Origin of the sequence: Isoptericola halotolerans (assembly GCF_045689585.1) — a bacterium.
GTDB lineage: Bacteria > Actinomycetota > Actinomycetes > Actinomycetales > Cellulomonadaceae > Isoptericola > Isoptericola halotolerans_B.
In genome coordinates this window covers 2,177,871-2,197,560 of the sequence record NZ_CP140108.1, presented here as the reverse complement: position 1 = coordinate 2,197,560, position 19,690 = coordinate 2,177,871, and the positions used below count along the sequence as shown (strand labels likewise).

Annotated in this window: 21 protein-coding genes; 11 read left to right on the top strand and 10 right to left on the bottom strand. The window is 73.7% G+C overall.

Annotated features, from left to right (window positions below):
• Positions 1 to 60 precede the first annotated feature (60 nt).
• The 4 genes from greA (at position 61) to UQW22_RS10295 (ending at position 3,066) form a co-directional block, all read left to right on the top strand.
• Complete coding sequence (gene greA / locus UQW22_RS10310) at positions 61 to 543, top strand: transcription elongation factor GreA (RefSeq protein ID WP_407316778.1); 483 nt, start codon at positions 61 to 63, stop codon at positions 541 to 543.
• A 124-nt stretch (positions 544 to 667) separates the two neighbouring features.
• A complete protein-coding gene (ectA, locus tag UQW22_RS10305; RefSeq protein WP_407316776.1) occupies positions 668 to 1,228 on the top strand; it encodes a diaminobutyrate acetyltransferase in 561 nt (186 codons plus the stop codon).
• A gap of 98 nt (positions 1,229 to 1,326) precedes the next feature.
• Entirely contained in the window at positions 1,327 to 2,622 is a 1,296-nt protein-coding gene (gene ectB, locus UQW22_RS10300; protein WP_407316774.1) for a diaminobutyrate--2-oxoglutarate transaminase, read from the top strand.
• A gap of 39 nt (positions 2,623 to 2,661) precedes the next feature.
• Entirely contained in the window at positions 2,662 to 3,066 is a 405-nt protein-coding gene (locus UQW22_RS10295; protein ID WP_407316772.1) for an ectoine synthase, read from the top strand.
• Between the two features lie 133 nt (positions 3,067 to 3,199).
• Here UQW22_RS10295 and ilvA read toward each other — a convergent pair whose 3' ends face one another.
• The 3 genes from ilvA to UQW22_RS10280 all read right to left on the bottom strand — a co-directional run bounded on the left by ilvA (position 3,200) and on the right by UQW22_RS10280 (position 6,371).
• Positions 3,200 to 4,420, bottom strand: a complete 1,221-nt coding sequence (ilvA, locus tag UQW22_RS10290; protein WP_407316770.1) for a threonine ammonia-lyase — start codon at positions 4,418 to 4,420, stop codon at positions 3,200 to 3,202.
• A complete protein-coding gene (locus tag UQW22_RS10285; protein WP_407316768.1) occupies positions 4,417 to 5,643 on the bottom strand; it encodes an AI-2E family transporter in 1,227 nt (408 codons plus the stop codon). The genes ilvA and UQW22_RS10285 overlap by 4 nt, the downstream gene beginning before the upstream one ends.
• Positions 5,644 to 5,756: 113 nt before the next feature.
• On the bottom strand, positions 5,757 to 6,371 hold the full coding sequence (locus UQW22_RS10280) for a YdeI/OmpD-associated family protein (protein ID WP_407316766.1): 615 nt from the start codon (positions 6,369 to 6,371) through the stop codon (positions 5,757 to 5,759).
• Positions 6,372 to 6,469: 98 nt separating this feature from the next.
• Between UQW22_RS10280 and UQW22_RS10275 the strand changes: the two genes are divergently transcribed.
• On the top strand, positions 6,470 to 8,062 hold the full coding sequence (locus UQW22_RS10275) for a Na+/H+ antiporter (protein ID WP_407316764.1): 1,593 nt from the start codon (positions 6,470 to 6,472) through the stop codon (positions 8,060 to 8,062).
• A 176-nt stretch (positions 8,063 to 8,238) separates the two neighbouring features.
• Complete coding sequence (gene msrA, locus UQW22_RS10270) at positions 8,239 to 8,907, top strand: peptide-methionine (S)-S-oxide reductase MsrA (RefSeq protein WP_407320774.1); 669 nt, start codon at positions 8,239 to 8,241, stop codon at positions 8,905 to 8,907.
• 69 nt (positions 8,908 to 8,976) lie between these two features.
• On the opposite strand, the gene UQW22_RS10265 is transcribed toward msrA, so the two are convergent.
• Complete coding sequence (locus tag UQW22_RS10265) at positions 8,977 to 9,621, bottom strand: NAD(P)-dependent oxidoreductase (protein WP_407316762.1); 645 nt, start codon at positions 9,619 to 9,621, stop codon at positions 8,977 to 8,979.
• Positions 9,622 to 9,709: 88 nt separating this feature from the next.
• Between UQW22_RS10265 and UQW22_RS10260 the strand changes: the two genes are divergently transcribed.
• Complete coding sequence (locus UQW22_RS10260; RefSeq protein ID WP_407316760.1) at positions 9,710 to 10,099, top strand: winged helix-turn-helix transcriptional regulator; 390 nt, start codon at positions 9,710 to 9,712, stop codon at positions 10,097 to 10,099.
• Here UQW22_RS10260 and UQW22_RS10255 read toward each other — a convergent pair.
• Complete coding sequence (locus UQW22_RS10255) at positions 10,091 to 10,783, bottom strand: hypothetical protein (RefSeq protein ID WP_407316758.1); 693 nt, start codon at positions 10,781 to 10,783, stop codon at positions 10,091 to 10,093. The two genes, UQW22_RS10260 and UQW22_RS10255, sit on opposite strands and share 9 nt — an antisense overlap.
• Positions 10,784 to 10,885: 102 nt before the next feature.
• Here UQW22_RS10255 and UQW22_RS10250 point away from each other — a divergent pair, with 102 nt between their 5' ends.
• Positions 10,886 to 12,430, top strand: coding sequence for an ATP-dependent DNA ligase (locus tag UQW22_RS10250; RefSeq protein ID WP_407316756.1), 1,545 nt, complete (start codon positions 10,886 to 10,888; stop codon positions 12,428 to 12,430).
• 19 nt (positions 12,431 to 12,449) lie between these two features.
• Here UQW22_RS10250 and UQW22_RS10245 read toward each other — a convergent pair whose 3' ends face one another.
• Positions 12,450 to 13,400 (bottom strand): LysR family substrate-binding domain-containing protein, encoded by a 951-nt coding sequence (locus tag UQW22_RS10245; RefSeq protein WP_407316754.1) that lies wholly within the window; start codon positions 13,398 to 13,400, stop codon positions 12,450 to 12,452.
• A gap of 52 nt (positions 13,401 to 13,452) precedes the next feature.
• On the opposite strand from UQW22_RS10245, the gene UQW22_RS10240 reads away from it, so the two are divergent.
• On the top strand, positions 13,453 to 13,860 hold the full coding sequence (locus tag UQW22_RS10240) for a DUF5997 family protein (RefSeq protein WP_407316752.1): 408 nt from the start codon (positions 13,453 to 13,455) through the stop codon (positions 13,858 to 13,860).
• A gap of 1 nt (position 13,861) precedes the next feature.
• Here UQW22_RS10240 and UQW22_RS10235 read toward each other — a convergent pair whose 3' ends face one another.
• Positions 13,862 to 14,179, bottom strand: a complete 318-nt coding sequence (locus tag UQW22_RS10235; protein WP_407320773.1) for a SelT/SelW/SelH family protein — start codon at positions 14,177 to 14,179, stop codon at positions 13,862 to 13,864.
• Between the two features lie 89 nt (positions 14,180 to 14,268).
• Here UQW22_RS10235 and UQW22_RS10230 point away from each other — a divergent pair, with 89 nt between their 5' ends.
• The gene (locus tag UQW22_RS10230) at positions 14,269 to 15,558 is read left to right on the top strand and encodes a class I SAM-dependent methyltransferase (RefSeq protein WP_407316750.1); all 1,290 of its coding nucleotides are present in this window, start codon (positions 14,269 to 14,271) and stop codon (positions 15,556 to 15,558) included.
• Positions 15,559 to 15,723: 165 nt separating this feature from the next.
• Here UQW22_RS10230 and UQW22_RS10225 read toward each other — a convergent pair whose 3' ends face one another.
• Entirely contained in the window at positions 15,724 to 16,125 is a 402-nt protein-coding gene (locus UQW22_RS10225) for an FKBP-type peptidyl-prolyl cis-trans isomerase (protein WP_407316748.1), read from the bottom strand.
• A 110-nt stretch (positions 16,126 to 16,235) separates the two neighbouring features.
• The gene (locus UQW22_RS10220; RefSeq protein ID WP_407316746.1) at positions 16,236 to 17,243 is read right to left on the bottom strand and encodes a LysR family transcriptional regulator; all 1,008 of its coding nucleotides are present in this window, start codon (positions 17,241 to 17,243) and stop codon (positions 16,236 to 16,238) included.
• An 81-nt stretch (positions 17,244 to 17,324) separates the two neighbouring features.
• Here UQW22_RS10220 and UQW22_RS10215 point away from each other — a divergent pair, with 81 nt between their 5' ends.
• Complete coding sequence (locus UQW22_RS10215) at positions 17,325 to 18,338, top strand: DMT family transporter (protein WP_407316744.1); 1,014 nt, start codon at positions 17,325 to 17,327, stop codon at positions 18,336 to 18,338.
• Between the two features lie 28 nt (positions 18,339 to 18,366).
• On the opposite strand, the gene UQW22_RS10210 is transcribed toward UQW22_RS10215, so the two are convergent.
• Positions 18,367 to 19,602, bottom strand: coding sequence for an RNA polymerase sigma factor (locus tag UQW22_RS10210; protein WP_407320772.1), 1,236 nt, complete (start codon positions 19,600 to 19,602; stop codon positions 18,367 to 18,369).
• Positions 19,603 to 19,690 lie beyond the last annotated feature (88 nt).

The window sequence follows — 19,690 nt, the reverse complement described above, 5'->3', positions numbered from 1 at the left end:
CGGGCGCACCGACGCGTGCCGTCCGGAGCAGGCGACGAGCACCACGAAAGGAGAGCCCTCGTGACCGAGAGCAACGTCACCTGGCTCACCCAGGAGGCTCACGACCGGTTGCAGTCCGAGCTGAAGCACCTCTCCGGCCCGGCCCGCACCGAGATCGCCGAGCGCATCGCTGCCGCACGCGACGAGGGTGACCTCAAGGAGAACGGCGGCTACCACGCGGCCCGTGAGGAGCAGGCCAAGAACGAGGCCCGCATCCGCGAGCTGACGGAGAAGCTGCGCAACGTCGCGGTGAGCAGGCCCGCCGACGACGGCACGGTCGAGGCGGGCATGGTCGTCGTCGCCGAGGTCGCGGGCGACGAGATGACGTTCCTGCTGGGCTCGCGCGAGATCGCCGGGACCACCGACCTCGACGTGTACTCCCCCACGTCCCCGCTCGGCGCGGCCATCGACGGCAAGAAGGTCGGTGACTCCACGAGCTACACCGCACCGAACGGACGCGACATCCCGGTGCTCGTCCGCAGCGCCAAGCCCTTCTCGGGCTGACCACGGTGCCGGGACGCGCGACGACGGACGTCCCGGCACCGTGCGGCTGTGGTCAACGTCGCACCCAGATCTCCCCCGGCAGGGGTGGGCTTATCCCTCGATCGTGTCTATGGTTAATAGCGGTATGACAATTTCTGACGGTACCTCGACCACTCCGACCAGCCCGTCCGGTGCGGCCGCCGCCCAGGCAGCCACCCCGGACGAGGCCACACCGCTCACGATCCGCCGGCCCACCGTCGACGACGGCGGCGCCATGTGGCGGGTCGCACGAGACTCCGGTTCCCTGGACCTCAACTCGTCGTACAGCTATCTGCTGCTGGCCGACCACTTCGGCGACACGTGCCGCATCGCCCTCCTGGGTGACGACGTGGTCGGCTTCGTCACCGGGTACCGGCTGCCGCGCGATCCCGGCCGGTACTTCCTGTGGCAGGTCGCGGTCGACGAGCGCGCCCGCGGGCGCCGCGTCGCCGGACGGCTCATCGACGCCGTCATCGACGACCAGCCCGAGATCACCTCGCTCGTGACCACGGTCACCGAGGACAACCTCGCCTCCCGCCGCGTCTTCCAGCGCTGGTCGGCAGCCCGCGACGCCACGCTCACCGAGGTGTCCGGCTTCGAGGCCCACCACTTCCCCGACGGTCACGAGGCCGAACCGCTGCTCGTGATCGAAGGCTTCCGCCACTGACAAGATCCCCGGGCTGCGCCGGTCCCGCGCGCAGGTGACGACGTAGCCCCCGCTCCACTCGAAGCACCCGCGCGCACCACCTCAGAGGAGTGTCCTTCGTGACGACCCTGACCCCCCAGTCCGACGCGTCGACCGCCGATGACCCGACAGGCTTCACCGCCCTCGAGTCCGAGGTCCGCAGCTACTCCCGCGCCTGGCCCGTGGTGTTCGACCGCGCCGTCGGCGCCACCGTGTACGCCGAGGACGGCACCGAGTACCTCGACTTCTTCGCGGGCGCAGGATCCCTCAACTACGGGCACAACAACCCGCTGCTCAAGAAGGTCCTGATCGACTACCTCACGGACGATCGCATGGTCCACTCGCTCGACATGCTGACCACGGCGCGTCGCGACTTCCTGCAGACCTTCCGCTCGCACATCCTCGAGCCGCGCGGCCTCGACCACAAGGTCGTCTTCCCCGGCCCGGGCGGCGCCAACGCCGTCGAGGCGGCGCTGAAGCTCGCCCGCAAGGTGACCGGCCGCGAGTCGGTCATCAACTTCACCAACGCCTTCCACGGCATGACGCTCGGCGCGCTGTCCGTCACGGGCAACTCCATGAAGCGCGGCGGTGCCGGCATCCCGCTGGTGCACGCCACCCCCATGCCGTACGACGACTACTTCAACGGTGACGTCGACGACTTCCAGTACTTCCAGCGCATGCTCGAGGACGGTGGCTCCGGGCTCAACGAGCCGGCCGCCGTCATCGTCGAGACGGTGCAGGGCGAGGGCGGCATCAACGCCGCTCGCGCCGAGTGGCTGCGCGGCCTGGCGGACCTGTGCAAGACGCACGGGATCCTCCTCATCCTGGACGACATCCAGATGGGCTGCGGCCGCACCGGCGGGTTCTTCTCCTTCGAGGAGGCCGGCATCGTGCCCGACATCATCTGCCTGTCGAAGTCGATCTCCGGCTACGGCCTGCCCATGGCCATCACGCTGGTGCGCCCCGAGCTCGACGTGTGGGAGCCGGGCGAGCACAACGGCACCTTCCGTGGGCTCGCGCCCGCGTTCGCCACGGCGTCCGAGGCGATCCGGACCTACTGGGCCGACGACACCCTCGAGAAGGAGATCAAGGCCAAGGGCCTGATCATCGAGAGCCACTTCAACTCGGTCGTCTCGCGCTACCCCGACCACGAGCTGGTCGCCAAGGGACGCGGCCTGGCCCGCGGTCTCCAGCTCCCCGACGGCGAGCTCGCCGGCCGGGTGACGCAGTACGCGTTCGAGCACGGCCTGCTCGTCGAGACGTCCGGCCCCGACGGGGAGGTCGTCAAGCTGCTGCCGCCGCTGACCATCGCCGAGGACGAGCTGCGCCGCGGCCTGGCCGTCCTCGACGAGGCGTTCGACACCGTCCTCGGCTGACGGCCACCTTCCACCCGACCTTCACGACCGAGGAGAACCATGATCGTCCGCACCCTCGACGAGATCACCGACACCGAGGCCGACATCAAGACCGAGAACTGGCGCTCCAAGCGCATCGTCCTCGCCAAGGAGGGCGTCGGCTTCTCGGTGCACGAGACCACGCTGTACGCCGGGACCGAGAGCTTCTTCTGGTACGCCAACCACATCGAGGCCGTCTTCATCACCTCGGGCGAGGGCGAGATCGAGGACATGGCCACCGGTGAGGTGCACGAGCTCAAGCCCGGCACGCTCTACCTGCTCAACGACGCCGACAAGCACAAGGTGCGCCCGCGCACCGAGATCAAGTGCGTCTGCGTGTTCAACCCGCCGGTCACCGGCCGCGAGGTCCACGACGAGAACGGTGTGTACCCGCTCATCACCGAGCCGGAGACCACCGCGGTCTGACCCGCACGCATCAACGCTGCGGGACGAGAAGATCCCCGCCGCACGGTCGTCAACGCGAAGTGCAGGGCGCGCAGCGCCCGTGAACGCGACCGTGCGGCGGGGATCTTCTCGTCCCGCTCGGCCGAGCCCTGACTCAGCCGATGCGGTAGCCGTCGCTGCGCAGCCGGTCCAGGACCGCCGCACGGTGCTCGTAGCCCTTGGTCTCGAGCTGCAGCGTGACCAGCACCTCCGACACCTCCAGAGTGGTGTCGGTGCGCCGGTGGTCCACGCGCACGATGTTCCCCTCGGCGGCCGCGATGGTCTCCAGCAGGGTCGCCAGCGCACCGGGCTTGTCGTCCAGACGCACGGACAGCTGCAGGTAGCGTCCCGCGGCCACGAGCCCGTGCTGGACGACCCGCTGCAGCAGGAGCGGGTCGATGTTTCCCCCGGTCAGGACCGGCACCACCGTCCCGTCGAAGGCGTTCGGCGAGGCCATGACGGCAGCGACCGCCGCCGCGGCCGACGGCTCGACGACGAGCTTGCCCCGTTCGGCCACCAGCAGCAGCGCTCGCGACATCTGGTCCTCGGTGACCGTGCGGACCTCGATGCCCAGCCGCGTCAGCACCTCGAAGGGCACGTCGCCGGGCGTGCCGACGGCGATGCCGTCGGCCATCGTCGCACCGAGGTCCCCGGCCACCGGGCGCCCGGCGGCGAGCGACGCCGGGTAGGCGGCCGCCGAGGCGGCCTGCACCCCCACGACCCGCACGTGCGGCGCCAGCTCAGCCAGCACCGTCGCCATGCCGGCCACGAGCCCGCCGCCACCGAGCGGCACGACGACGGTGCCGACGTCGGGCACCTGCTCGAGGATCTCGAGGGCGACCGTCCCCTGCCCGGCCACCACGTCGACGTGGTCGAACGGGTGGATCAGCACCTTGCCGGTCCGGGCCGCCTCGGCCCGGGCGGCGCCGAGCGCCTCGTCGACGGTGGCCCCGATCTGGCGCACCTCCGCGCCGTATCCCCTCGTCGCCTCCAGCTTCGGCACCGAGGCGCCCTGCGGCATGTAGACGACGGCGGGGATGCCGAGCTGCTCCGCGGCGAGCGCCACGCCCTGGGCATGGTTCCCCGCGGAGGCCGCGACGACCCCCCGCTCCTGCTGCTCCGGTGTGAGGCCCGCGAGCCGCGTGTACGCGCCGCGGATCTTGAACGACCCGGCGCGCTGGAGGTTCTCGCACTTGAGGACGACGTCGGCCCCGGCCAGCTGGGACAGCGCCCGGAACGGGTGCACCGGCGTGCGGGTCACCACCGGTGCCAGCAGCGCGGCGGCCGCGCGGACGTCGTCGAGCGTCACTCGATGGATGGGATGGGGTGCGGTCACGTCCTGCTCTCTCCTGCCGGTCCGGCGTCGTGAGCCGGTCCGGCAGGAACGTCACCCGGGGTGGTGGGTGCCGCGCCGACGTCCTCGGACGCGCCGGACCGGTTCGGCCACAGGAGCGTACCCGGTAGGTCGGCGAGCGAGGGACGACGGCGCAGGAGCGGCAGGTGGTCGTCGGTGCCGAGCTCGGGGAACTTGTCGTGACCGTGCAGGTACTGCATCACCGTGTTGAGGACGGCTGCCAGGGGGACCGCGAACAGCGCACCGATGAGACCCGCCGCGAGGCTGCCGGCCGCGACGACGAGCACGACCGCCACGGGGTGCAGCGAGACGGCGTGCCCCATGAGGAAGGGCTGCAGGATGTGGCTCTCGGCCTGCTGCACCAGCAGCACGATGCCCAGCATGATGAGTGCGGCGATCCACCCCTCGGCGACGAGGACGACGGCGCACGCGATAGCACCTGTGACGATGGCACCGAGGATCGGCACGAACGAGCCGACGAAGACGAGGATCCCGATCGGGATGGCGAGCGCGGGGACGAAGAAGGCGGCACCGATGCCGATGCCGAGGGCGTCGACCAGCGCGACGAGGATCTGCGTGCGCACGTACGACGACAGGGTCACCATGCCGCGGCGGCCGGCCTGGTGGACCTTCTCGCGGGCAGCGATCGGCAGGAGGTTGACCACCCACGTCCAGATGTTCCGGCCGTCCTGCAGGAAGAAGATGATGCAGAACAGCGAGATGATGATCCCGACAAGCACGTGGCCCACCGTCGTGGCGGCGCCGAGCGCACCGGTGATCAGCGACGAGCTCTGCTGCGCGACCATGTCCTGCGCCTGGTTGCCGAGGTCGCTCAACGTGGCCGTGTCGAGGCCGAGCGGACCGTCGGACAGCCAGGACAGGAACTCGTCGAAGCCCGCGACGGCCTGGTCCCAGAGGTCCTGGAACCCGTTGACGATCGACTGGCCGGCGATGACGATCAGGCCGGTCACGAAGGCGATGAGCCCGATGATGGACAGCGTCGTGGCCAGCCCACGGGGCACGCCCCAGCGCTGCAGGGCGATCCGCACCGGCCGGAGCAGGATGGTGACGAGCAGCGCGATCGCGACCGGGACGACGATCGTCTTGAGCTGGGAGAGCAACCAGAGGAGACCGGCGACCCCGGCAGCGATCATCAGCAGCCGCCACGACCAGGCCGCGGCACCACGCACGCTGGCTGGAACCATGTCATGACCGCTGACGGACGCCTCCTGAGGGGTAACCACGGCCCCACCCTAGGTCGCCGGCGGCGGCATCGCTCGACGGTGTCCCGGCAGGTCGTGTGGGGAAGCTGTGGACGTCACCGCTGGGTGCCGCGCGTGCGTCGCTGGGGGTACGGCGTCTCGCCGCGTTCGAGCATCGCGACGAACTTCTCCGCGTTGCGGACCCGCGTCTCCTCCTTCTTCACGATCGCCAACCGGTGCAGGATCGCGTACCGGTTCTGGGAGGTGAGGACCTCCCACAGGGCCGTCGCTCGCGGGCTCCGCGCGAGCGCGGCGGACAGCGCCGGGGGCACCTCGATGGTCGCCGGGCCTGCGTAGGCGGCGTCCCAGCGGCCGTCCTCCTTGGCGCGGTCGATCTCGGTCTGCCCTCGCGCCCGCATCCGACCGTCGGCGATGAGCCGCGCGACGATCTCGCGGTTGCGCACGGACCAGATGCTGCGGCGCCGGCGCGGGCAGTACCGCTGGAGGCTGGTCGCCTCGTCGCGCCCCTTCGCCTGCGCGTCGATCCACCCGCTGCACAGGGCCTCCTCGAGCGCCGTGGCCCGGGTGAGGGTGGTCGGGGCGTCCTGGCCCTTCTTCGCCACGATCAGCCATACGCCGTCGGGCGCGGTGTCCTCGTGCTCGTCCAGCCACGCCCGCCAGGCGGCGACATCGGGCAGCAGGAGGGCGTCGGCGTCGACCGGTGGCGTCATGGTCCGACGCTACGGCCTGCGACCGACAGGGTGCAGCACCACCCCGGGACGGGCAGACTGTGCGCGACCATCGCCGTCGTCCGCGAGGAGCCGCACCCATGTCATCGCTCGCGCTGTGGGGCGTGGTCGTCGCGGGCCTGGTGGTCCTCACGCCGCTCGCGGACCGGATCAAGGTGCCGCAACCGGTGCTGCTGACGATCTTCGGCCTCGCGCTGCCGTTCGTCCCGGGCACGCCGCACCTGTCGATCGACCCCGAGCACGTCCTGCCGATAGCGCTGCCGCCGCTGCTGTTCGCCGCGACGCAGCGTTCCACCTCGCGCGAGTTCCGGGGGCAGGCCCGGCCCATCCTGCTGACGGCCGTCGGGCTGACGGTCGCCTCGGCGGCCGTCGTCGCCGTCGTCGCGCACGCGACGGGGGTGCCGTGGGCGGTGGCCTGGGTGCTCGGCGCGATCGTCGCGCCGCCCGACCCGGTCGCGGCCACGGCGGTCGCCCGCCGGCTGCGGCTGCCGGGACGGGTCGTGACGGTGCTCGAGGGCGAGGGCATGTTCAACGACGCCACCGCCCTGGTGATGTACCACGTGGCGGTGGCCGCGGTCGTCGCCGGGTCGGTCACCGCGGGCGAGGTCGGCCTGGACCTGCTGCTCGCCGTCGTCGTCGGGGTCGGTGTGGGCGCCGGTGTCGGCTGGCTCGGCCACCGCCTGCTGGGACGGATCCGCGTGCCCGCCGCCGAGACGACGGTCACCCTCGCGCTGCCGTTCGTCGGCTACCTGCTGGCCGAGGAGCTCCACGGGTCGGGCGTGCTCGCCGTCCTCACCCTCGGGCTGCTGCTCCGCGACGTCAGCCACACGTCCGTGAGCTCCGGAGGGTGGCTGCTCGGCCGGTCCGTCTGGGAGTACGCGGACTACCTCATCACGGGGGTCGTGTTCGTCCTCATCGGGTTCGAGCTCACGTCGGTGCTGGAGGACAACCCGGTGGCCGCCGCGACGCTGCCGCTCGCCCTCGCCGTCGTCGCGCTGCTCGTGGTGGTGCGCTTCGTCTGGATGTTCCCCGCGGTGTGGCTGCTCGAGCGAGGGCTCGCGGCCCGCGCCGTCCGCCAGGGCGTGCCCGAGGAGGTCGCCGGCGTCGGCGCCTTCACGCCGCGCGAGACGACGGTCATCTCCTGGGCGGGCATGCGAGGGGTGGTCTCGGTGGCGTCCGCGCTGGCGCTGCCGCACCTCGTGGCCTCCGGGGACGACTTCCCGCACCGGGACACCGTGGTGTTCGTGGGGCTCGTGGTGGTGCTGATGACGTTGGTGCTGCAGGGCCTCACGCTCGCCCCCGTGGTGCGCCGGCTCGGTGTGGGCCGCACGGTCGACGAGGCCGCCGAGGTGGCCCGCTTGCGCGAGGAGGCGACCCGCGCGGCGCTGGCGGCGGTCCTCGCCCGCGAGGACGTTCCCGCACCGGTGCGGGACGCCGTCGCGCTGCAGTACGAGGGCTACCTGACGGCCCAGCTCGCCCTGGCGCGCGCCCGCGCCGCCGGTGACGACGCCGAGGACCGCTACGGCGAGCTCGTCGACGCCCTGCTGCGGGACGCCGTGGAGGTGGAGCGCGGTGTCGTCGTCCGGGCCCGGGCCGAGGGGCTGGCGAGCCCGCACGTCGCCGACGAGGTGCTCGCCGACGTCGAGGCCCGCGCCGTCCGCGACCTCGACTGAGACGGAGGCCTCAGCTGTGGGTGCACGACACGCCGCCATGGCCCTCGTGCCCGCGGCGCGTCGTGCACCCACAGCGACGGGGGGCGGGCCGACGGTGGAACACCGGCGGCCGTTGCGTCGTTGCGCAGGTGCGGGGTCGACGGACCGACCCCGTGACCCACCAAGGAGGCGACGCGATGTTCAACCTGTTCGGCCAGTCGGCCAAGACCACGATGGTGGCCCCGGAGGACGCGCTGCCCGGCCGTGAGTCCCCGATCCTGCCAGCCCCCCGGACGCACACCGTGCTGGGCACGTCGCTCACCGGACCGTGGGAGCCGGGCACGCGGGTGCTCTACCTCGCGATGGGCTGCTTCTGGGGCGCGGAGGAGATCTACTGGCAGGTCCCCGGCGTGGTGAGCACCGCCGTCGGCTACACGGGCGGGACGACGCCGAACCCCACCTACGAGGAGGTGTGCTCGGCGCGCACGGGGCACACCGAGACGGCGATGGTCGCGTACGACCCGTCGGTGGTCTCCGAGGAGGAGCTGCTCAAGATCTTCTGGGAGCGGCACGACCCGACCCAGGGCTTCCGGCAGGGCAACGACGTGGGCACGCAGTACCGGTCCGGCGTGTACTGGACGACGCCGGAGCAGGCGGAGGCCGTGCGCAGCACCGCGGAGCGCTACGGCCAGGTGCTCGCCGCGAAGGGCTACGACCCGATCACCACGGACATGCGGCCGGCCGCCGAGGCGGGGCCGTTCTTCTACGCCGAGGACTACCACCAGCAGTACCTGTCGGCCGCGAAGAACCCGCACGGCTACCGCTGCCACGCGACGACGGGGGTCCCGTTCCCGGACGCCGCCTGACCGGCGCGACGCCGCCTCGCGGCGGGTGTGCCCCGGCCCGTGAGGCGCGACCCGCCGCGGCGCCGGGCGTCAGTGCGCGACGGTGAACCGGGTGCGCCGGTGTGCGGGCTCCTCGATCTCGTCGACGACGGCACGGGCGAAATCGGGACCGGAGATCTCGGACCGCCCCGCGTCGTCGGTGACCAGCACGTCCCCGCCGACGCGGTAGCTGCCGGTGTCCTCGCCGGGGGCGTAGGCACCGAACGTCCCGGCGGGGCTCAGGTAGAACCAGTCGAGCTCCCCGGGCGCCGCACGCAGCTCGTCGAGGATGCCGGCGAACTCGCTCGCCTCGTCCTTGAACGCGTCCGGGAACTCGGGGGTGTCGAGCAGTCGCGGGCCGCCCTCGGCCACCTGCAGCGAGGCGGCACCGCCGACGACGGCGAGGCGCACGCCGCGCTGCTGGGCCGCCGCGGCGAGCCGGGCGTACGCGGGCCGGACCTGCCCCGCCATGTCACCGCGGGGCGACACGGCGGCCGCGACGACGTCCGCACCGTCGAGCGCGACGGCGACCGCGGCGTCGTCGAGCACGGAGCCCTCGGTGTACGCGACGCCGTCGATCGGCTCGGTGGGGACGGACCGGCTGAGCGACCGGACCTGGTGGCCGCGCGTGGCGGCCTCGCGGACGATGTGGGTGCCGGCGTAGCCGGTGCCGCCGATCACGGTGATGCGAGCCATCTGGCGTGCTCCTCTGATAGTTACTGATGGAGAGTCACTCTCCATTGGAGAGATTAGGTCGTAGACTGTCGGTGCGCAAGGAGGAACCGTGAACCAGCTCCCGTTCGACCCGTACCAGCGCGGCTGCCCGAGCCGCACCGTCCTGGACCGCATCGCCGACCGCTGGTCGGTGCTCGTCCTCGGTGCGCTCGACGGCGGCCCGCTGCGCTTCACCGCGCTCGCGCACCGGGTCGACGGGGTGTCCCAGAAGATGCTCACGCAGACCCTGCGCGGCCTCGAGCGCGACGGGCTCGTCGCCCGGACCGTGCACGCCGAGGTGCCGCCTCGCGTCGAGTACGCCCTCACCGACGCCGGGCAGGGCGCGCTCGAGCCGATCCGCGCGATGGAGCGCTGGACGCTCGACCATGCCGGCGACGTGCTCGCCGCCCGGGCCGGCTACGACGCCGACCACGCGACGGCCGGGCCGAGCTCACCGTGAGCCGGTACGACCCGCGCCGACCGTCGGGTCCAAGTCCTCGTCGGACCAGCAGGACGCCGCGGCGTGCCCCAGCAGCAGCTTGGGGTAGTAGGTCCACGCGAACCACGGGGCGCGCGGCGACGGCCCCAGCGCCAGGTCGAGCGCCAGACCACCGAGCGTCAGGGCCACGCCCAGCGGACGGCGGACGGCACGGTTCCTGCGGACGACCACCGTCGACGCCATGAGGTAGCCGTAGTGGGCCGCCGCCCACACCGGGGCCGGGACCCTGCGGCGGGCACCGCGGTCGAGCCAGGCCACGGCCACCGGATGCACGTGCACCGCCGCGAACAGCAGGTGCTCGGCGTCTCCCTGGCCCGGGCGCTCGTACCAGCGGGCGCACGCCCGCGTGTTGTTGACGTAGGCGCCGCCGCTGAGGTCGACGGCGAGCAGGCAGGCGACCGTGGCCCGGGCAGCGTCCGCGCCATGACGGCGGGCGACCAGCGGCGCCGCGACCGCTCCGACCGCCGTCGTGACCGCCGTGAGCGCGTGGTCGACCCGCGTCGCCTCCGGGCCGACGAACTCGCCCCACGACCGCCGCAGGGTGGAGAGCACCCTGCTCATCCGGCGTGCCCCGAGCCGCGGAAGTGCGGGGAGTCGTCCGGCATCGCGGCGAACACGCCCCCCGATGCCCTCGTCGCTCTCCATGCGCCGAGCCTACGACGGGCGGTCGCGCCGGGCGAACCCGTACGGAACCGGTACCGGACCGCTCCCCCGGCGGGCGTCGGCGGCCGCTGCCACGATGGGACGGTGCTGCTGACCGAGCTCGTCACGACCCACGCCGCCCTCGCCGCGACACGCTCGCGCCTGCGCAAGCGCGAGCTGCTCGCCGACGCGCTGCGACGCGTCGCCGACGGCACGGAGGCCGCCCAGGGTGCCGACGAGGTCGAGATCGTCGCCTCGTACCTCTCGGGACGTCTGCGGCAGCGCCGCACCGGCGTCGGCTGGCGGTCGCTGACCGATCTGCCCCCGGCAGCCACCGAGCCGACGCTCACGCCTGTCGAGGTGGACCGGGCCTTCGGGGCCATGGCCGCACTGACCGGCGCCGGCTCCCACGTGGCGCGTTCCGGCGCGCTCGCCGCACTCCTGGCCCGCGCCACGTCGGACGAGCAGCGCTTCCTGCGAGGGCTGGTGCTGGGTGAGCTGCGTCAGGGCGCCCTCGACTCCCTGCTGCTCGACGCCATCGCCGCGGCGGCGGACGTGCCGCCGAAGGTCGTCCGCCGGGCCGCGATGTTCAGCGCACCGTCGGGTCCGGTCGCCCGGAGCGCCCTCACCGGCGGTGTCGGCGCGCTCGAGGACTTCCGGTTGCAGGTCGGGCGCCCGGTCCGGCCGATGCTCGCCTCCTCCGCCCCCGACGTCGCCGCCGCGCTCACCCGGTTCGACGGCGCCGAGGTGGCCGCGGACGTCAAGCTCGACGGCATCCGTGTCCAGGTGCACGTCGCGGGCGACGAGGTCGCGGTATTCACCCGCTCCCTGGACGACATCACCGAGCGGCTCCCCGAGGTCGTGTCCCTCGCCCGTGACCTCGACGTCCGGGCTGCGGTGCTCGACGGCGAGGCCCTCGCCCTGGACGACGCCGGACGCCCGCGCCCGTTCCAGGAGACCGCCGCACGCACCGGGACGCACGACGTCGGCTCCGGCGCCCCGTCGGTGCCGCTGAGCGTGCGGTTCTTCGACGTCCTGCACCTGGACGGCACCGACCTGCTGGACGCGCCCGCCCACGAGCGGCTCGCCGCGCTGGACCGCGTCGCACCACCTGCCGCCGTCGTGCCCCGCGTCGTGACCGCCGACCCCGGCACCGTCCAGCAGTTCTTCGACGACACCGTCGGCGCCGGGCACGAGGGCCTGGTCGTCAAGGCGCTCGACGCCCCCTACGACGCCGGACGGCGCGGTGCCGCCTGGGTGAAGATCAAGCCGCGGCACACGCTCGACCTCGTGGTGCTCGGTGTCGAGCGCGGGTCCGGGCGTCGCGAGGGCTGGCTGTCCAACATCCACCTCGGCGCGCGCGACCCGAGTGGCGGGTTCGTCATGCTCGGCAAGACGTTCAAGGGCATGACCGACGAGACGCTCGCCTGGCAGACCGAGCGGTTCCGTGAGCTGGCGGTGAACGACGACGGCTGGGTCGTGACGGTCCGACCGGAACAGGTCGTGGAGATCGCGTTCGACGGCGTCCAGCGCTCCACCCGCTACCCCGGCGGTGTCGCCCTGCGGTTCGCTCGCGTCATCCGCTACCGCGACGACAAGACCGCGGACGAGGCGGACACCCTCGACGCCGTCCTCGCGCTGCGCACGTAGCCGGCAGCATCGGCGACGGTCACCGCTTGCGGCGCCGGCCCTGCCCGGTGCTGCCCGCGCGACCCCGGCCGCGCGACGGACGGCCCGACGCCGCCCCGCTCCCCCGGCCCGAGCCGCCCTTCGCTGGAGCGCCCTTCGCAGCGCCACCCTTCGCCGGGCGACCCTTCGCGGTGCCACCCTCGCGTCCCGACGAGCCCGCCCGTGCCGTCGCCGCACCCTTCGTGTCCTCGACCCCGGCGGCTCGCCCGCCTCGGCCCCGCGAGCTGTTCGCCGTCCGGCCGCGGACGATCCCGACCATCTCCTCCACGAGCTCCGCGACGTCCTCGGTCGGCCCGTCCCGGCGCCACACCAGGCCCACGGGCGCCTCCGCCACGCCGTCGACGACCCGCGAGACCACGTCCTTGCGATGGTGCAGGCGTGCGAGGGACATCGGCACCACGACGACGCCGGACCCGGCGGCGGCCCACGCGACCGCCTCCTCGGTGGTCGCCGGCTCGGGCTCCACCAGGGTTCCGGTCCCGTCGTCGTAGGCTTCGGGCCGCCGGCCCGGCCGGTCGACGCCGGCGTCGAACAGCACGTCGTCGCGGGGTACCCACAGCACGTCGTCGGCCAGGTCGTCGACCGTGACCCGCTCGTCGTCCTCGGTCGCGGCGAGCAGGTGGTCGCGGGAGACCACCACCACGGGCAGCTCGTCGTACAACGGGATGGCGTGGAAGACGTCCTTGTCGACGGGCAGTCGTGCGATCGCTGCCTCGACCTCACCGCCACGCAGGGCGCCGGGGACGTCGGCGGCGCCCACCTGTACGAGGTCGAGCTCCACGCCGGGCAGCCGCTCGCGCCATGTCCGCGCCCACCGGCCGGGCGTCGCACCGGGGACGTACCCCAGCCGGAACCGGGGGGCGTCCGCAGCGCCGGTACCGCCGTCGTCGGGCCCGGGCTCGTCCGGCGCCGGTCGCGTGTCGTCGCTCACGCGCCCAGGCTACGGGGCGCCGCGGGCGCTCACCCGCGACTAGGCTGGGTCCATGGCCGGAACCCCCTTCTCCCAGCAGGTCCTCAAGCCGACGAACGCGGCGAAGAAGCTCGGGGTGTACCTGCCCGCCACCCCGCCCGAGTTCCAGGAGCACGGCGTCACGCGCGCCGAGCTCGAGGAGCTCGAGAAGAACCCCCCGCAGTGGCTCGCCGACCTGCGCCGCAACGGCCCGCACCCGCGGCCCGTCGTGGCGGGACGGCTCGGCGTCTCGATCGCGGGCCTGGCCCGCGGCGGCATCACCGACCCCCTCACGAGCGAGCAGATCGACGAGCTGCGCGCCGACCCGCCGGCGTGGCTGGTCCGCGAGCGCGAGACGGCCGCGAAGGTCCGCGCCGAGGAGGACCGGGTCGCCGCCGAGGCGGAGAAGGCCGCGAAGAAGGCCGCGCGCGAGAACCGCTGATCTACGACTGGTCCGCGGCGACGCGGTCCGTGTGCCCCAGCGCCAGGTCCGGCGCGACGGCGTCGCGGATCGCCTTCTTCAGCGGCGGGATCTCGGGGAACCCGCCCTCGGCCTTGCGGTCCCACAGCAGCGTCGGTTCCTCACCGGGGGCACGGACCAGCTCGACGCGGAACACCCCGTCCGTGCCCGGCACCAGCGCCACCTCCCCGAGTCGCGTGCGGAAGGTCTGCAGCAGCTCCTGGGCCACCCAGGCGGCCCGCAGGAGCCATCGGCACTGCGTGCAGTAGGTGATGGTCACCCGGGCGGACGACGCCGGCACGGACGTGACGCTGGGGGCTTCGCTCATGGCGCCAGGGTAGGCCTCGCCGCGGTGCCGTGATCCGGGCACCCATCGGGGAGACTGGGCACGTGCACCACACCCCTGACCCCACCCGGCCGGACGCGTCGCGCCACGCCGACGAGATGCCGCCCCTCGACCCGGGGACCCGGACGGTCTCCGTCCTCGCCGCACTGGTCCCGTGGCCCGACGACGGCTCGCGCCCCGACGGCCCCGTCGCCGTCGACGCCACCGACCGCCTGCTGCTGGCTGAGGCGGCACCGCTCGTCGCCGACGCCGGACCGCGCGGCGTCGTCGTCATCGGCGACCGGTTCGGGGCGCTGACGCTGGGCGCGCTGGCGCTCGGGGCCGAGGAGGTCCGCGCGCACCACGACACGATCGACTCCGAGGCGGCGACGCTGCACAACGCCTCCCGAGCGCAGGACGCGCTCGGCACGGCGGACGTGCGGACCCGCATCGCCATGACGGACGGCCTCGGCCCCACCCTGCTCGACGGCGCCCGGCTCGTGCTGCTGCAGCTCCCCAAGTCGCTGGGCGAGCTGACCGAGGTCGCGGAGGCCGTCGCCCGGTTCGCCGCCGACGACGTCACGCTCCTGGCAGGCGGCCGGATCAAGCACATGACGCGGTCGATGAACGACGTGCTCGGCGACCGGTTCGAGTCGGTGCACGCGACCCTCGCGCGCGGCAAGTCCCGCGCCCTGGTCGCCTCGGGGCCTCGGCCCGAGGCACGCACGGCGGCACCCCTGTACCCGGCGCGCGAGCACCTCACCGATCCGGAGCTGCTCGCGGCGGCCACACCCACGCACGACGGCGCCACCCCGGCCACGCACGTCGACGTCGTCGCACACGGCGGCACCTTCGCGGGCACCGGGCTGGACCACGGAACCCGGTTCCTGCTGAGCACGGCGGGTCGCTGGCCGGCAGCGCCCCGGGTGCAGGACGCCGTCGACCTCGGGTCCGGCACGGGGCTGCTCGCCGTGGTGCTGGGTCGCCGCTACCCGGACGCCCGGGTGGTCGCGACGGACCGTTCGGCGGCGGCGGTCGCCTCCACGCGGGCAACCCTCGCGGCGAACGGCGTCGAGGGTGTCGTGACGCGGAGCGACGTCGGCTCCGACCTGCCCGACGCGAGCACTGACCTCGTGCTGCTCAACCCGCCGTTCCACGACCGGGCCGCGGTGAGCACGGACGCCGCCCACCGGATGTTCGCCACGGCCGGCCGGATCCTGCGGTCGGGCGGCGAGCTGTGGTGCGTGTTCAACACGAAGCTGCGCTACCGCGGCTCGCTGGTCCGCGCCGTCGGCCCCACCGACCACGTCGCCCAGGACCCCCGCTTCACGGTCACCCGCTCCCGCAAGCGCTGACCCCACACCCTCAGCACCCTCGAGTCACGGACGAGGTGAGCCCGCGACGAAAAGGCGGGGCGAAGGATTCCCTGCGAGCTCGTCATCCCCCGAAGTGGAGCGCCCCCTGGGGCGCGGGACGCGAGCTCGCAGGGAATCCTTCGCCCCGCCCGACACCAAGAACGATCAGCGCACCCCGACGACGTCCACGACGAAGACCAGCGTCGCCCCACCGGGGATGCCCGCCTGCGGCACGCCGCGCGAGCCGTAGCCGTGCTCGGCCGGGATGGAGAGCAGCACGCGGTCGCCGACGTTGCGGCCCACGAGGCCCTTGTCCCAGCCGCCGATGACGGCGCCCACGCCGATCGGGAAGTCGATGGTCTGGCCGCGGTCCCAGGAGTTGTCGAACACCTCGCCGCCCCAGGTCTGGCCGAGGTAGTTGACGACGATGGTGCGGCCGGAGTCGACGACGGGGCCGTCGCCCTCGGCGAGGACCTGGACCTGCAGGCCCGACGGCGCGTCGCCCTCGGGGAAGGTGATCTCGGGCTTGTCGCCGAAGGAACCGGTGGCGGTGGGCAGGGTGGTCACGGGAGAACCTCATCCGTCTCGGGAGGCCGCGGGCCGTGTCGCCCGGCGGCAGTGCGCGTCAAGCCTACGCGGACCCACCCTCCCCCGAGCTGTCAGAACCATGGCCGGGTCTACCTCGAGGAGACCCTGACAGGTCGCGAGCGCTCCGAGTTGTCAGAACCTGCGGGAGGTAGACGTCGCTCACGCTCTGACAACTCGACGGCTTCCGCGTGGGCCGGCGCGGCGGCGACGTTCCCGGCAGCGACCTGGCGCAGCGCGTCCACCGCAGCCCGGACCGGCGGCGTGTGCGCGACGGCGTCCTGCACCACCACATAGATGATCCGCGAGGGCGTGGGCCGCACGGCAGGGACGCCGACCGTGCCGGGCGGCAGGTGCACGGCGCCGAGCCTGGGGAGCACGGTGAGGCCGATCCCGGCGGCGACGAACGCGAGGGCGGTCGGGTAGTCGTGCGCCTCGACGCGGAACGCCGGGCTGAACCCGGCGGCCCCGCAGGCCTCGAGCAGGTTGCGGCGGCACCAGCCCCGGGCGAAGTCGTTGTCGACCCAGGCCTCGTCGGCGAGCTCGCCGAGCTCGATCTCGTCGCGTCCGGCGAGCGGGTGGGCGGCGGGCAGGACGGCGACGTACGGATCGTCGAGCAGGTGGTGCGCGGTGAAACCCTGGTCCGCCTCGTACCCCCGCCGGGCGACGACGACCTGCAGGTCGGCCCGCCGTGCGGGGTCGGCGGGAATCTCCTCGCGCAGCTCGAGCTCGAGGCGCAGCCCGGGGAAACGGTCGGTGACCGTGCTGACCACGTGCGGCAACCAGGCGGCGCCGACCGAGGCGAAGTACGCGACGGTGAGGCGGCCGGTGCGGCCCGAGCGGAGGTCCGCGACGAACGACTCGGCCTCGCCGAGCCGCGCGAGGACGCCGTCGGCCTGGGCCGCGAGCGCCTCGCCCGCCGCGGTGGGCCGCACACCGCGGCCGTGCCGGGCGAGGAGCTGCAGGCCGGTCTCGCGCTGGAGCGCCGTGACGTGCTGGCTCACGGCCGACGGCGTGTAGCCGAGGTTGGCGGCGGCAGCGGCGACGGAGCCGCTCGCCACGACCGATCGGAAGATGCGCAGGCGGTGGACGTCGAGCATCTCGTCACCGTACAGCCGGACTGAAGTGTTCGGTAGATATCGGAACTGGTGCTGAACGGTTCTCCGAGCGACGATCGTGCCATGACGACGACGAGCACCCCGGCAGCCACCCTCGGACGCGCCACCTCCTCCCGTGCCGGACGCCTCACGGCCGCGGCGATGGCGGTCACCGTGCTGCTCTGGGCGTCGGCCTTCGTCGCGATCCGCGCCGTCGGCCACGACGTCGACCCCGGCCCCCTGACCCTGGGCCGGGTCGCCGTGGGCAGCGTGGCACTGACGGTGATGCTCCTCGTCGTACGCGTCCGGCGGCGCGTCCGCACCGGCGGAGCGCCCGGCCCGGGCGGGACTCCTGGCCCGGGCCGTGCCGGCGTCCCGGGGCGTGCCACCGTGCCCCGGGGGCGCCTCCTGCTCCTCGTCGCGGTCTGGGGCGTGGCCTGGTTCGGCGCGTACAACCTCACGCTGAACGCCGCCGAGCAGCACCTGGACGCCGGGACCACCGCGCTGCTGGTGAACATCGCGCCCATGCTCGTCGCCGTCCTCGCCGGGGTGCTCCTCGGCGAGGGGTTCCCGCGGCGGCTGCTCGTCGGGATCGGGGTCGCTTTCACCGGTGTCGTGGTCATCGCCGTCGCCACCTCGTCGGGGAGGTTCGACGGCGTCGGCGTCGTGCTGGGCCTCGTCTCCGCCGTCCTGTACGCCGGTGCCGCGACGCTCCAGAAGCGCCTGCTCCCCCACATGGACGCCCTGACCATGACCTGGCTCGGGTGCCTCGCCGGCACGGTGGCCTCGCTGCCGTTCCTGCCCGGCCTGGTCAGCCAGGTGTCCGTGGCCACGTCCTCGACCGTGCTCGGCATCGTCTATCTCGGGGTCTTCCCCACCGCGATCGCGTTCAGCACCTGGGGGTACGTGCTGACCCGGGCCAGCGCCGGACGCACCGCGGCCACGACCTACGCCGTGCCCGCCGTCGTCGTCCTGCTGTCGTGGGCGCTCCTGGCGGAGATCCCCGCGCCGGCCGCGCTGCTCGGCGGCGTCCTCGCGCTCGCCGGGGTGGCAGTGGCCACGCTGCCGGCACGCCGCCGAGCTGTCAGGGCGAGGTAGACGGATACCGGTCGCTCGTCCTGACAGCTCAGGAGAGCGCGGCGGCCTTGGCCTCCAGCACCCCCCGCTCGCGCTCGTTGCCGCACCGCTGCGCCGCCAGCTCGAGCTCGGACCGCGCCTCGGCGTGGCGGCCCAGCCGGGACAGGAGCTCGCCGCGCACGCTGGGCAGCAGGTAGGAGCCGGCCAGCACGCCGGATCCCGCCAGCGCGTCCACCTCTTCGAGACCCGCCGCCGGCCCGGACGCCATCGATACGGCCACCGCGCGGTTGAGCTCGACCACGGGCGACGGCGCCACTCGACCGAGCGCCTCGTACAGCGCCACGATGCTGTCCCAGTCGGTGACCTCCACCGAGGCGGCGACGTCGTGCTGCTCGGCGATCGCCGCCTGCAGGCCGTACGGCCCCAGCCCGCGGCCGGCGCCCCGGGCACGGGCCAGCGCCGCGCGACCCCGCCGGATCGCGCCGGCGTCCCAGCGACGGCGGTCCTGGTCCGCCAGGAGGATCGGCTCGCCGTCGGGGCCGGTGCGTGCGGGGAACCGGGCGGCCGTCAGCTCGAGCAGGGCGAGCAGCCCGGCAACCTCCGGCTCGTCGGGCACCAGCCGCGTGAGCACCCGGGCGAGCCGGATGGCCTCGCGGGCGAGGTCGGTGCGCATCCAGTCGCCACCGCCCGACGCCGAGGACCCTTCCGAGAAGATGAGGTACAGGACGTTGAGCACCGAGCCGAGCCGGGCGGTCCGCTCGTCGGCCGGCGGGACCTCGAACCGGACCCGGGCCGCACCGAGCTGCTTCTTCGCCCGCGTGATGCGGGCCTGGATCGTGGGTGCGGGGACCAGGAAGGCACGCGCGATCTCCTCGCTCGACAGCCCCCCGACCACCCGGAGCGTCAGCGCGACCCGCGCATCCTTGGCGAGCACCGGGTGGCAGGCGGTGAAGATCAGGGCGAGCTTGTCGTCCTCGATCCGGTCGGGGTCCCACAGCAGGTCGGGCTCGCCGACCTCGGACGGCGTGGCCCCCGCGTGCGCCCCGCCCTCGCCCAGGTCCCGGGCGAACGCGGCGTACCGCACGTCCCGCGCCGCCCGACGGCGGAACGCGTCGATCGCCCGACGGCGCCCGGTGGCGAGCAGCCAGGCCGTCGGGTCGCGCGGCACGCCGTCACGGGGCCAGCTCACGAGCGCCTCCGCGACGGCCTCGGAGGCGACGTCCTCGGCGAGCGCGAGGTCGCCGGTGTACCGGGCCAGCGCACCCACGATCCGCGCCGACTCGATGCGCCAGGTGGCCTCGACCGCCCGGCGTCCGGCGTCGAGACCCTCCTCGGCCCCGCCGCCGGACGTCGGTGCTGCCGCCGGGGTGCCG

Excerpts from the sequence above, each read along its gene's own strand:
- ectA (WP_407316776.1), top strand. The coding sequence starts at position 668 with ATGACAATTTCTGACGGTACCTCGACCACTCCGACCAGCCCGTCCGGT.
- UQW22_RS10295 (WP_407316772.1), top strand. The coding sequence starts at position 2,662 with ATGATCGTCCGCACCCTCGACGAGATCACCGACACCGAGGCCGACATC.
- UQW22_RS10285 (WP_407316768.1), bottom strand. The coding sequence starts at position 5,643 with ATGGTTCCAGCCAGCGTGCGTGGTGCCGCGGCCTGGTCGTGGCGGCTG.
- UQW22_RS10280 (WP_407316766.1), bottom strand. The coding sequence starts at position 6,371 with ATGACGCCACCGGTCGACGCCGACGCCCTCCTGCTGCCCGATGTCGCC.
- UQW22_RS10275 (WP_407316764.1), top strand. The coding sequence starts at position 6,470 with ATGTCATCGCTCGCGCTGTGGGGCGTGGTCGTCGCGGGCCTGGTGGTC.
- msrA (WP_407320774.1), top strand. The coding sequence starts at position 8,239 with ATGTTCAACCTGTTCGGCCAGTCGGCCAAGACCACGATGGTGGCCCCG.
- UQW22_RS10265 (WP_407316762.1), bottom strand. The coding sequence starts at position 9,621 with ATGGCTCGCATCACCGTGATCGGCGGCACCGGCTACGCCGGCACCCAC.
- UQW22_RS10255 (WP_407316758.1), bottom strand. The coding sequence starts at position 10,783 with ATGGAGAGCGACGAGGGCATCGGGGGGCGTGTTCGCCGCGATGCCGGA.
- UQW22_RS10240 (WP_407316752.1), top strand. The coding sequence starts at position 13,453 with ATGGCCGGAACCCCCTTCTCCCAGCAGGTCCTCAAGCCGACGAACGCG.
- UQW22_RS10220 (WP_407316746.1), bottom strand. The coding sequence starts at position 17,243 with ATGCTCGACGTCCACCGCCTGCGCATCTTCCGATCGGTCGTGGCGAGC.
- UQW22_RS10215 (WP_407316744.1), top strand. The coding sequence starts at position 17,325 with ATGACGACGACGAGCACCCCGGCAGCCACCCTCGGACGCGCCACCTCC.